Source organism: Paenibacillus swuensis (genome assembly GCF_001644605.1).
GTDB lineage: Bacteria > Bacillota > Bacilli > Paenibacillales > DY6 > Paenibacillus_N > Paenibacillus_N swuensis.
Genome location: NZ_CP011388.1, coordinates 727,520 through 740,535, shown reverse-complemented (window position 1 = coordinate 740,535; position 13,016 = coordinate 727,520). Strand labels below are relative to the sequence as shown.

At 49.5% G+C, this 13,016-nt stretch carries 11 protein-coding genes; all 11 read left to right on the top strand.

The features are described 5' to 3' along the window. Nucleotides 1–129 precede the first annotated feature (129 nt). On the top strand, nt 130–348 hold the full coding sequence (locus tag SY83_RS03225) for a hypothetical protein (protein ID WP_068604210.1): 219 nt from the start codon (nt 130–132) through the stop codon (nt 346–348). 16 nt (nt 349–364) lie between these two features. After that, nucleotides 365–1,468, top strand: coding sequence for a GerAB/ArcD/ProY family transporter (locus SY83_RS03220; protein ID WP_068604208.1), 1,104 nt, complete (start codon nt 365–367; stop codon nt 1,466–1,468). Continuing rightward, entirely contained in the window at nt 1,465–2,802 is a 1,338-nt protein-coding gene (locus SY83_RS03215; RefSeq protein ID WP_068604206.1) for a spore germination protein, read from the top strand. Before SY83_RS03220 ends, SY83_RS03215 begins: the two co-directional genes overlap by 4 nt. A 41-nt stretch (nt 2,803–2,843) precedes the next feature. After that, nucleotides 2,844–3,995: a Ger(x)C family spore germination protein gene (locus SY83_RS03210; RefSeq protein ID WP_197479952.1), complete on the top strand. Its 1,152-nt coding sequence runs from the start codon at nt 2,844–2,846 to the stop codon at nt 3,993–3,995. 32 nt (nt 3,996–4,027) lie between these two features. Continuing rightward, a complete protein-coding gene (locus SY83_RS03205) occupies nt 4,028–5,971 on the top strand; it encodes an LTA synthase family protein (protein ID WP_068604201.1) in 1,944 nt (647 codons plus the stop codon). A gap of 239 nt (nt 5,972–6,210) precedes the next feature. Further along, complete coding sequence (locus tag SY83_RS03200) at nt 6,211–7,572, top strand: extracellular solute-binding protein (protein WP_068604199.1); 1,362 nt, start codon at nt 6,211–6,213, stop codon at nt 7,570–7,572. A 71-nt stretch (nt 7,573–7,643) separates the two neighbouring features. After that, the gene (locus SY83_RS03195; RefSeq protein WP_068604197.1) at nt 7,644–8,534 is read left to right on the top strand and encodes a carbohydrate ABC transporter permease; all 891 of its coding nucleotides are present in this window, start codon (nt 7,644–7,646) and stop codon (nt 8,532–8,534) included. 120 nt (nt 8,535–8,654) lie between these two features. Further along, a complete protein-coding gene (locus SY83_RS03190) occupies nt 8,655–9,452 on the top strand; it encodes a carbohydrate ABC transporter permease (RefSeq protein WP_068610815.1) in 798 nt (265 codons plus the stop codon). 71 nt (nt 9,453–9,523) lie between these two features. After that, the gene (locus SY83_RS03185; protein WP_068604196.1) at nt 9,524–11,317 is read left to right on the top strand and encodes a sensor histidine kinase; all 1,794 of its coding nucleotides are present in this window, start codon (nt 9,524–9,526) and stop codon (nt 11,315–11,317) included. Next, nucleotides 11,314–12,486: a response regulator gene (locus SY83_RS03180; protein WP_068604194.1), complete on the top strand. Its 1,173-nt coding sequence runs from the start codon at nt 11,314–11,316 to the stop codon at nt 12,484–12,486. Before SY83_RS03185 ends, SY83_RS03180 begins: the two co-directional genes overlap by 4 nt. Before the next feature lie 107 nt (nt 12,487–12,593). After that, nucleotides 12,594–12,938 (top strand): DUF3243 domain-containing protein, encoded by a 345-nt coding sequence (locus SY83_RS03175; protein ID WP_068604192.1) that lies wholly within the window; start codon nt 12,594–12,596, stop codon nt 12,936–12,938. Nucleotides 12,939–13,016 lie beyond the last annotated feature (78 nt).

Sequence of the window (13,016 nt, the reverse complement as noted above, 5' to 3'; positions counted from 1 at the left end):
TTAGGGAGTTGCATTAAACATGAAACCTCGGCGCATCTGGCGCCGGGGTTTTGTTTTGCATACTTTTATGAATAATTTACCATACTACTGGCAAACGTCATTCGATTCATCCTTGAAAGGAGATAGGGTATGCGTACCTTGATGTATATTCTTGTAGCCTCAAGTTCCTTTGCGGTGCTTCTTGTTTTACAGATGCTGAAGAATCGCCATGGTTTACTTACCGTTGCGGGAGAGCTGCAGCCGCCCCGTTCTTTGCTTTCTTCTTTGTGGTTTATGTTTCTTGCGGGACTGTGTACGTCCCTTTATTTCGATTGGACCATGAGAAAGAAGAAGCGGACCAAGACCTAATACGGAGGCAATTGCTATGAAACTGTTTGAAGCGCCTGTTCGGGTGAAGATGTTTACGCTTATGTTTTTGTTTATTCAAGGCAGCACGATTCTCCTGAATATCGCACCCTCCGCCGGCAGAAGCTCTTGGGTCTCCATTTTAACCGCTACTTTATTGGGATATATATTAGTCTACGGATACTTCAACCTGATCAAGAACCGCACGGATACCGGGTATTACGGATTGGTTCAAGAGCATCTCGGCCGCTACGCGGGAGGATTGGTGCTCTATGTGTATGTCCTTTATTTTCTATACCTTGGATCCAGGGATGTCCGGGATATGGTTGAACTGATTTCCAATGCCGTGCTGGTTGATACGCCTACAACGTTTATAGCGGGTGCCTTCACCATAGTGGTCGTGTATACGCTCTTATTGGGAATGGATTCCTTAATGAGAATAAGCTCGTTTTACTTCGGCCTCTTCGCTTTCGTATTCATTCTCATCAGCGCGCTGATTTTTATCAATAAGGATTATGATCTCGGGGAATTGCTTCCTGTGTTTGAATACGGAATCGGTCCCGTCATGGAACCCGCCTATACCCAGCTCGTGTTTTTTCCATTCGGCGAAACCCTTGCTTTCATGATTGGAGCTTTGCCATGGATTCGCGAAAATTTCAAATCAGCAAGGAAAGCTACACTTTGGGCTGTAGTTGTCGGAGGGTGCACTTTGGCTGCGGGCACGGCCTTGCAAGTCATTACATTGGGTATCGCTGTGAAGAATCGCTCACCGTTCCCGATGCTGGGCGCGTTCCGCAATATTTCGGTTGGTATGTTTATTGAAAGAGTTGAAGTCCTGTTTGTATTCGTGATGCTAATCACTCTGACCGTTAAAGTAGCCTTGTTTCTGTTTGCGTCTGTTAAAGGGATGGAAATGTTAACGGGTCTTTCGTTCCGAGAGATGGTGATTCCGATGGGGGGACTGTTGAGTATACAAGCCTTCTTTATAGCCGGGAATACAGCAGAGCACTTTGAAATATCTTACGAAGTAGTTCCTTTCTACGCGTTAATCATGGAAATTCTTATTCCAGCCCTACTATTAATCATAACCGTAATTCTCAGAAGAAGGGGGAAGAGCGTGTGAATCTGGATGGATTGAAAGAGAAGCTGGGAAGCTCCGATGACGTAATCTGGGCGGACATCCAGCTTGGAGAGAGACAAGGATCTATCATATACTATTCTTCCCTTGCTGTGCCGGAGGCGGTCCAACGGAATATCATGCAGCCGCTCATGCTTTATGCTTCCGCATTGGGTACATCGGGTGCGCTCACCGTCGAGCAGTTTCGTTCAAGATATATGGCTGGTTTGCAATTTGCTTATATCCACACTTGGGAGCAACTGATGAAGGAACTGCTCACCGGTTCCGCCATTATAAATGTAGAAGGGGAAGAAGAAGCCTTAGCCGTTTCCATTGGAGGCTATCCGGTACGTTCTCTTGAAGAACCGAAAACCAATAACGTGTTGCAAGGGCCTAAAGAAGGCTTTGTCGAGTCCATGGAAACGAATATCAGCCTGATTCGAAGAAGAATTCGAAACCCACTGCTCCAGTTCGTCCCCTTGCAGATCGGGACTGTCAATCAAGCCCGGGCTGTGCTGGTGTATATTGAAGGCACTACGGATGGGGCCATGGTCGAGGCCATGACTCAGCGACTCAACAATCTTTCATTAGACTATGCAATGGATACGTCTCAAATCATGCAATTCATTCAAAGACAACGAGGCTTTCATCTCGTACCTTACATGTTATATATAGAGAGGACCGATGCCGCAGCCTCAGCCTTATTGGCGGGCAAATTGCTGATTATTATGGACGGGACGCCGTTTGTGCTCGTTGCTCCTTCAAATCTAAGTGATTTCTTTATTGCCCAGGAAGATTCGTATATATTTCCTCCCTACGCCTTCCTGTTGAAGAATATGCGTTACTTCGCATTCTTCCTGGCGGTGCTTCTGCCGGGGATCTATATCGGTTTAACAAATTATAATGTCGAGATCATCCCCATTTCTTTAGCCATCGCCATCTCGGGTCAACGGACAGATGCGCCGTTTCCTTCAGTTATAGAGTTAATCCTGCTAGAATTGTTGTTTGAATTGTTGCGTGAAACAACGATTCGCATGCCGCGTCTGGTCGGATCCACTTTAACGATAGCCGGAGCCTTTGTCATAGGACAAGCGGCGGTGCAAGCCGGTCTTGTCACGAATATTGTGATGATTATTGTAGCACTTACGATGCTGGCCACGTTTGCCTTGCCGTACAGCGATTTAATTAATGTGGCTCGTATTGTCCGATTGGTTTTTATACTCCTCGCGTCATTCCTGGGTCTGTTTGGTCTGTTTCTGGGTTTCATTGCCTTAACCGTACAATTAGCCACACATAACATTCTGGTTCCCTCTAAACCGAAGGGAGCCTCCGACTCATGAGAAGCATGAAGGCGTCTGTATTTCAGGTTCTCCTTTGTTGCATGATGCTAACAGGATGTTGGGACTATCGGGAACTGGGCGAAATTCAGATTGTTTCAGGTATGGGCATCGAGGCCGGTACCAAAGCCAAATATCGTCTGTATATCGAAATTATCAGAACCGCTGAATTCGTATCGGATAAGCGATTGGGCAGCGCGCGCTCCTATGTTGTGGAGGAAGAGGTAAATACCGTAGCGGACGGAGTTACGGTTCTGAATAAGAAGCTGAATAAGCATATTGAATTCAGCCACTTGCAGCTGTTGGTTATTGACCAGGAGCTATTACGTAAAGGTGATTTATCTTATCTGGACTTCATCGAGAGATACCGGGAAGTCCGTAATAATATCTTGATGGTAGGAGCCGAACAAGGCAAAGTGAAGGCGGTCATGTCTACCGTAACGCCGGACCTCAGTGTATCCACCTATAAGATCCGAGAACAGCTTCAGGAGTATTACAGAGACTATGGGGGGACATACCCTATTAAACTGCAACATTTTGTCCGGGATTTAGGCGAATCCGGCCGTAGTCCAATCATGCCGATGGTGACCATAGCTGATGAAACGGAGAAAGGGACTTCCATTGAGGCTGCCAAGCAAATTGAAGTCAACGATGTCGTCGAAATCGCAGGTATGGGCGTCTTCAGAAAGGGAAAGTTAGCGGGAATTCTGAACAATGAAGAAACCAGAGATGCCATGCTGACCCATCGACAGTTTAAGGAAAGCGCGATGGAGATGCCCTGCGGTAAAGGGAAATACGTCAGTCTTTATTTGCAGCATCAAGACGGGAACATCCATGTGGAGATGAGAAGAGGCGAGCCTCATTTATTCGTGGATTTGGATTTGACGGCCCGATTGGATGAGTCGCAATGCAAGGGCTATTTTGACGGAAGTTCTGAAGATTTTGAGAAGATCGAGGAACAAGGGGAGAAGGTGATAACCGCAAGGATTAAGAAAGTCATTCAGAAAGTGCAAAGGGATTTCAAGGCGGATATGTTCGGGTTCGGCAGTAACCTTAGGGAGCGGGACAACAAAAGCTATAAGAAGATAAAGAACGAGTGGAATGAGCAATTTGCGGCGGCCGACCTAGAGGTGAAAGTGAGATTGAACTTACGACGCGCCGGAATTCGTTATGGTAGTATGGAGCTTAAAGAGTGAAGTTAACATGTTCTAGAAAAGAGTGATGCAGTATGCAAATCGGATCCAAGCGGGAACGGATATTTCCCTCCCAAGTTTTCTTCGTATGTCTATTTGTGAAAATCATCGTTTTTCGAATTCTGGTGTTCGGCAACGTTACGGCCGCGGGTCTGTTTCCTGATGTGTTGTTCGTTCTGACGCTCGTTAGTTTGGTAGAAATGTTGAGCGTACCACGGTTCCGAAAAACGGTCTACGCATTGCTGAACTTGGCCATTTCCGGGTTGTTGTTCGCGGCGGTGATTTATCACCATTATTTCGGGACCGTGCCTACATATACCGTATTTATGGAGTTGGAATCCTGGAACCAGCTTCAATCCACGTTAGGGCCGCGATTACGGCCTGTGCAGTTTGTGTTTTTTGTTGACCTGTTGATCGCGGGCATTCTAGGCTTGTTCCGAATGATTCGAAATCGGGAGCGGATTTGGAATAAACCGTATTCGCTCTCCTTTGGCTATCCATCGTCTTCAGCGAGACGCAAGCGCGCATTATGGGCAGGGATGTTCTGTGTAGGTTTGGCTCTCACGGGTGTGTATGCAATGCACGAAATCCGACAATGGAATGATCCGGGGCGTGCAGCCAAGCTGGGACTGGTTCAGTACCAGTTTGTTGCGGTAACCGGCCAAGCGCGGGAGCAGGAAAGGTTGAATGCGGAAACACGGTTGGTAACCGAGAACCAAGCGGCGCGGCTGCAATCAAGTTATCCCTATAAACGAGCTGCATCTTCCTCGGTAGACTACCGACCCGCCGCATTTGGCGCGGCCAAGAACATGAACGTCATCATGGTTCAGTTGGAATCCTTTCAGAACTTCACGGTGCAGGCCAGGTTGAACGGCCAAGAGATTACGCCGAATTTAAATCGGCTTATGAAGGATAGCTATTATTTCCCTTATTTCTTCACGCAAATCGGACGGGGCAATACATCCGATGCCGAATTCACGGTCAACACGTCCATGTACCCGACCGGTAAGGTAGCTATGTCGGAGGGATACGGAGCGAAGCAGCTTCCTAGTTTGCCGCGTCTGTTAGGCAAGCATGGCTACGCATCCGCCACGTTCCACATTAACAATGTGGAGTATTGGAGTCGGAATCAATTGTATCCCGCGCTTGGCTTCGATCGATTCTATGACAGCCGCTATTTCACTAACGACCACTTTAATAAATTTGGCGCGTCCGACGAGGAACTTTACCGGGTAAGCTTGGACAAGCTGTCGGACATGGCCGCCGCGAAGAAGCCATTCTACGCGCATTTCATAGCCACGTCCTCGCACGCCCCTTTTGTCATACCGAAAAAGAGCAGGAAGTTGAAGATTCCCCAGAAGGCTGCGGGAACACAACTGGGGGATTACCTGACGTCGATTCATTATGCGGATGCGGCGTTGGGAAAGTTTATAGAGGGGCTGAAGAAAACGGGTGTGTGGGATTCAACGTTGGTCGTGGTGTACGGAGATCATTTCGGTTTGAAGCCGCAGAAGACGGATCCGCAGGAAATTCAGCAGCTGTTAGGGTTCCCTTATGATGAGAAGGTGAGCAGGTTCAACGTGCCTTTATTTATCCATGTTCCCGGGCAGAGCGAAGGTCAGGGGAAAGTAATGAAGCAAACCGGCGGACAGGTGGATCTATTGCCGACCATTGCGAACCTGCTTGGCATTTCGCTTCAGGCAGAGAAATTCACCGCCTTTGGGCAAGACTTGATGAACGTGGATCGGAATGTGTTGGGTGTGCGATATTATTTGCCGACTGGGTCATTTATGAATAATGAAGTGTTGTTCGTGCCCGGTAAAGGCTTCGAGGATGGGAGCGCGACCAGCTTGAGAACGCTGAAGCCTGTTCAGGTTAATGAGGCGCTCCGCAGAGATTATGACCATATTATGGCGTTAATAAAGCTGTCGGATCGGTATGTGGGCACCTTGCCGGAGCGTTCGTTTGAGAGGGAATAAGCGAACTTACCGGTATCACTCTATTTGCCGTTTTCTAGCCTAATTTACCCAATATCGTCGTGTTAGTGTTACCTGGATTCGTTACATTTTCAAATAGGATTATGATGCGACCTTAGCGCCGCCCCCTAGAAAAATCAAACCTAACCCCCTAAGTTCACACATTGTTCTCATCCCCTTTCTCCACCATAATAAAGTCATGAGTTGCTTCACCACTCTCACAGATAAAGGGGATAGAACAAATGGCTAAGAGCTCCAAAGTGTTAACAACCGTCTTGGCGGGCGTCATGGCATTAAGCCTGGCAGCTTGCGGGAACGGAAACAACGCGGCTACGAACAACGGCGGCACGGACAATGCCGGCAAGGACAACACAACAACCAACACAGGCGGCAATAAAGCGTCGGACGAGAAAATCACGATCACATTCCAGAACATCTATCCGGATCCGAACACCCCTTCGGCACGCACGCTGAACAAGATCGTAGGCGACTACGAAGCGGCGCATCCGAACATCAAGATTGAACTGGATTCCCTCAATACAGACCAACAGAAAATTAAGCTCAAGACACAAGCGGCTTCCCAGGAAGTGCCTGATATCACGATCGTGAATCCGAAAGCACAGATGAAGCCTTACGTGGATGCAGGTTTGCTGGCTCCGCTGAACGACATGCTGGACCAGAACGGTCTGAAAGACACGTTCCAGCAAGGCATCCTGGACTTCTACAGCTTCGATAACAATGTGTATGCTGTACCGGACGGTAACAACGTCGCTGTCGTGTACTACAACAAAGAATTGTTCGAGCAAGCGGGCGTGAAGATTCCGGCTACTTTCGAAGAAATGGTCGAAACCGTGAAAACGCTGAAATCCAAAGGCATTCAGCCGATGGTCATCGGGGAGAAAGACACTTGGACCGGATCCTTCCTCTTCATGAACGTGCTGCTTCGCACAAGCGGCCCTGGATTCCTGCAAGACATTATGGATAAGAAGAAAACGTTTGAAGATCCGGCATTCGTGGAAGCGGTTGACGCGTTCCAGAACCTCGTTCAGGCAGGCGCGTTCCAAGAAGGAGCGACTTCCATGGACTATAACGCGGGTGAGAACCTGTTCAAGACTGGCAAAGCGGCGATGTACTTCATGGGATCCTGGGCAACCGGTTCCATCGATGACTCTTCCGTTAAAGGCAAGGTTGGCGTATTCAAATTCCCAACGGTTAATGGTAAAGGGAACCCGGATGAGTTCATGTTAGCGCCGGGATCCGCTTTCGCGGTATCCGCGAAGAGCGACCATCTGCAAGAAACGAAGGATTTCCTGAACTATTTCATGACGAACTACCCTAAAGTGAAATTCGAGAACAAAGACGCTGTAGGTGTTGCCCAGAAAGTGGACGGCGACTTCGCTGCTGCGGGTTATTCCGATCTGGCGGTTGAAATCAACGGTATGTTCAGCGGCGTTAAAGGCGGAGACCTTTCCTTCGATAACACGATGAATCCTGCGACATCCCAAGAGCATTTGACGGCGATCCAGAACCTTTTTGTTCAAAAGACAGACGCTAAAGAAGTAGCCAAACAGCACCAAACCGCGTTTGACGCCAACAATCAATAAGATTAACCAACAGGTGGGAGGGGACTTCGGTCTTCTCTCACTTTCATTTCTAGATCAGGAGGCGGACTGCCATGAACGTGTTGAAAGTTTCCAAGGCGACCATCGCAGTGTTCGTGCTGCCGTGTCTGCTGCTTTATGTATGTCTCGTATTCGTACCCATCTTGGTTTCCATGTACAGCTCCACTTTGGATTGGAACGGCATCGGTACTTCCACCTTTATCGGACTCGATAACTTTAAGCACATGTTTACCGCGGATCCGGTGTTCTGGCCTTCGGTGAAGCGTACATTGATGTTCGCCCTCTTCTCCATGCTGGAGATTCCGCTGGCGCTGATGCTGGCTATTCTGTTAAACCGTTATATTAAACGCCCGAACTTCTTGGTATCCAGTTATTTCATGCCTGTCATCCTTTCCGTGGTCATTATCGGCCAATTGTGGAAAACCATCTATAATCCGGCCTCCATGGGCGGTATGCTTAACCAGGTGCTCATCACTTTTGGACTTGAGAGCTGGACGCATTCCTGGCTGACCGAACCGAAGGTTGCGATGTACGCGTTGTATTTTGTCGCGCTGTGGCAGTATCTCGGCTATCACCTGCTCATTCAGTTTACCGGTATTCAGAACATTCCCGCTGAAATTTACGAAGCAGCCAAGATCGACGGCGCCGACGGGTTTAAAGCGGATCGTTACATCACGTTCCCGATGGTGGTGCCGATCTTCAAAATCTCGGTCGTGCTTGCCTTTATCGGTTCCCTGCAGTCGTTCGATATGATTATGGTCATGACCGGCGGCGGTCCCGCGCATGCTACGGATGTCATCGCCACCCATATGTACAACATGTCCTTCTTGTCCATGAAATACGGGTACGGTTCCGCCTTGGCAACGTTCCTGGTTGTGCTCTGCCTGAGCGCCACAATTCTGATTAACACTTTGTTCCGCCGCGTGGAAAATAAACTGTCTTAAGGAAGGGAGCATCGATTTATGAACGGTACCGTTGGAACTGCAGCAACTACTACTTCTACAGCGAAACAACCTAGCGTTACACGTCGGCGCGGACCCTGGTCCCTGGGAAAGCTCGCGGCGATGATTCTGTTCACGGTGTTGTTCATTACACAGCTTTACCCTCTGGTATGGCTCTTGTTCTACTCATTGAAAAATAACGAAGAAATCCTGTCCGGAAACTTCTTCGCCTTGCCGGCGGAGTTTCTGTGGAGCAACTATCAAGCGGCATACGAGGGCGGACATTACCTGCAATCTTTACTGAATTCGATCAAAATCACTTCCATTACAATGGTATGCGTCATCCTTCTCAGTTCCATGGTGGCGTATGCGATTACCCGGTTCCGGTTCCGTTATGGAAACCTGATCATGATCATTTTTTTGCTCGGGATGATGATTCCGTTACAAGCAACGTTACTGCCCCTGATGGTCATGTTCAAAAAAGTAGACATTCTCAACACCCATCTATCCCTGATCCTGCCGTATATCGCCTTCCAGATTCCGATCGCGGTGTTTATCCTCAGCGGATTCATGCGCACGATTCCCGCGGAGATCGAGGAGTCGGCGGTTATGGACGGAGCCAATACGTATCGCACGTTCCTCTCCATTATCGTGCCGATTTCGGTTCCGCCGATGATGACGGTGTGTATCCTGACGTTTATCCAAATCTGGAATGAGTACATTCTGGCGGCCACGTTCATCTCTTCGGCGTCGCTCAAGACATTGCCATTCGGGGTATTCTCCTTCGTGAGTCAGTATTCGGTCAATTATGGCGCGATTGGCGCGTATCTCGTGATGGGCGCGGCTCCGGTCATCCTGATCTACTTCTTGTTGTCGGAGAAAATCACCAAAGGGATGGTCGCGGGCGCGGTGAAAGGGTAGGCTTATTTCCAGCTTCACAGGTGTATGCTAAGATGGGAGGCGGATACAGCAGTTCGAGAGGGGTTAGAGCGATGATTCGCGGTTTTCATACGATACACAATCGTTTATTTCTCTTATTTCTGTTCGGGATGCTGGGTTTGCTGATGATTATCAGTGCGCTGTTCTATCGATTTTCAACGGATCAGATTCAATCCAAGATCGGCGAGATTTCGCGCAAAAGCATTTCCCAAACGGTAGGCCTGTTCGATCTCCTGCTGAACGGCTATGACGGATTAAGTAAATCCATCAGCGGTAATGTGGATTTGCAGCGGCTGCTGCGGGAAACGAAGGACCAGAATCCCGCGGTTAGCGTCATTAATGAGCGGACGATTACGAATATGTTGGGTACGATTTATTTCTCCCGGGATGATTTACTGGGCATTCATATCATTACGAATTCGGACCGCATCTACAGTTACCAAAATTATCTGAACGTCATTGATCTCAACTATAAATCCGCCCCTTGGGTGGACCAGTTGCGGAATTCCGGCGGAGAAATGGTGTGGTTGGGCGTCAACAAGTCGTCCTTAATCGACAAGTCGGTGAATCGCTCCGTGTTCTCGTTCGGCCGCCAGATTTATGATGTGTACAACAATCGTCCGGTAGGGGTCGTGCTCTTCGAGGTGTTCTCGGAGCCGATCCTTTCGGCGTTGTCCAACCTGAGCCTGGGGCCGGGCAGTCAATCCTACGTGATTGATGAGGATGGCCGAATTATGGCCTCCAACACACCATCGACGGAGGTGCCTTCCGCATTGCGCAAATATATTCGCAATTCGGGCGGGCGCCAGCCGCTTCTGGAGCAGGGGCCGGAGGAGCTCATCGTAGCGGCTAAACCGTCGAATGCACCATGGACCGTGCTGAGTGTGACGCCGAACAAGGATCTGAACGTGGAGCTGAACGAAACGAAACAGTATTTCATTCTCGTGGTCTCGGTGTTGGTTGTCCTGTCGGTGTTGCTCGCCACGTTCGTATCGCGTACCATCTCCAATCCGCTCAAACGTCTCATTCGGCAGATGAGACAAGTGGAGAACGGGAACTTCCGGGGCATGGTGAACGTGAGGTCGTATGAGGAGATCAACAGCGTTGTGACCTCCTTTAACCATATGGTGCACCGGATGGATGAGCTGATTGAACGTGTGAAGGTATCCTCTATGAGTGAGAAAAGCGCGCAATTGCAAGCGCTGCAGTCCCAGGTGAATCCGCATTTTCTGTATAACACGCTGGATATGATTTATTGGATGCTGGATGAGAAGGAGAACGACCGTCTGGGGCGGGTCGTGTTATCGCTGTCCCGCATGTTTCAGTACAGCTCCCGTTGGGAAGAGGGCGCGGATGTGACCTTGCGCGAGGAGCTGGAGCAGATTCAGCACTACTTATCCATCATCGGCTACCGCCTAGAGGGGCGGATCCAGACGAGGATTGAAGTGGATGCGCGATGGAACGAGATGATTCTGCCGAAGATGACCCTGCAGCCGATTATCGAGAATGCGGTCAAATACGGGTTGGAGCCGGTCGGCAGACCGGGGGAAATCCGGGTGTTCGCGGTCATCGACGGGCATCGGTTGAACATCGTCATAACCGATAACGGCTGCGGGATGGAAGCCGAGGTGTTGCGGCGATTGCGCGAGTCTTTAGGGGAAACGCTCGTGGATGAGGTTGCTGTTCGCCGGGGACGGAAAGGGATTGGTTTGACCAATCTGCATCGCAGACTCGTCCTGATGTTTGGCGAAGGTTACGGTTTACAAGTAGAAAGCGTGCGCGGCGAGGGAACCACGGTTACGGTATCGATGCCGCTGCCGCCGCTTGGAGGAGGAGAGACGGAATGAACATTCTCATCGTCGATGACGAGCATATTATACGCGAAGGGATCAAGCGCACGATCAGTCATCACGATTCAGGGCATACCATCTTGCTGGCGGCTTCACCGGAAGAAGCGATGGCCGCTTTGCGCAGCCACCCTGTGGATGTAGTGCTGACGGATATCCTGATGCCCGGTATGACGGGACTGGAGCTGATGAGTCTGTCGCGGAACCGGTATCCGCATGTGAAATGGATCGTGGTTTCAGCGCATTCCGAATTCAGCTATGCTCAGGAGGCTGTGCGGTTGGGGGCCAAAGATTACTTGTTGAAGCCTATAGGCAAAGAGCGGCTGGTGGAGCTGGTGGAGAGTGTCAGTGAAGAGCTGGCGCGCGAGAGTGCTCTGAACAAAGAAGCGAATCTGTGGAAGAGCAACCTGAAGTATTTGCGCGAAGCGGTGTTTCAGCGATGGGCCTCCGGACTGGATACCGGGAAGCTGGATCTGCATGAGTTTATCAAGCATTTTCCGAAATTCCACCTCATTATGGTGAAGATGGACAGCGACAAGAACGTGCATCTGGAGCACTATATTATCGAAAATGTGTTGTCGGAGCTGATTGAACTGCATGGGGCGGGTTTCGTGGCGTCCTATGACAATCAGAGCCTGCTGGGTCTGGTGCGGCTGGAGAGCGGAACAACGATGGAAGTGCTGGCTGATGCGTTGAAAGCTCATCTGAAACGATACCTGAAAGTTCCGTTCCAAGTGATGGTTTCGGATCTGATTTCGGATTACCGAAGGGTGCCGGATAAGGTCCGCGAGATGCGCCAAGATTGTGCTTTACGCGATTATGATCATGATGTTCGCGGCAGTGATAAAGCCATCGAGATCGCGCTCCAGTATATTCGGACGCATTACCATGATGATTTATCGTTGGAGAAGGTGGCGGCTGTCGTTTTTTTGAACCCGGTGTATTTCAGCCAGTTGTTTAAACAGAAGACCGGACAGGGATATAAGGAGTACGTGACTCACCTGCGCATGGAGCAATCCAAAGGCTTGCTGCAGAACTCCCAACTGAAGCTGGCCGACGTGGCGGAGCGGATCGGCTATGGGGATATGCGGCATTACACCCAGGTGTTTCGCAAAAAATACGGGATGACGCCGACGGAGTATCGAAATCTTTTGAAGGAAACAAACTAAGTACAAAGATTATACAAATTTTATTAAAGAACTCTCATTATTGGTTCAGAGCGTGTCCTTTGCGGTTAGGTAATAAGTGTTACACCAATCTGAAGGAGGCGTTAAAGATGTCTGAACATAACCATGTGATTGAGAAAGACGGAGATCTCCAAACGAATAAGGTAACCGAAGTTGTAGAACGTATGGGTTCCAAAGATAAGGATCGCATTCTTGCCGATTTCGAAGAGTTTCGCGGGTATCTCGCTAAGCGGATCAAGATGGGCGAGGCGATCGGACTGAGCGAAGAGCAACTGGCTGCAACAGCGGAGAAAGTAGCGGATTATCTCGCGAACCACGAAGAGCCGCGCAACGCGGAAGAGCAGCTGCTGCAAGAGCTGTGGAAAGTCGGCAACGAGGAGCAACGCCACATGCTGGCGCATATGCTTGTACGTTTGGCGCAAGCGAAGCAGTAAGTTGTTGCGGGTGAGACTACTATAGTAATTGTAATGGAAGCCGGGGCTTAGGTCTCGGCTTTTTTGGTGCGGTAGGGT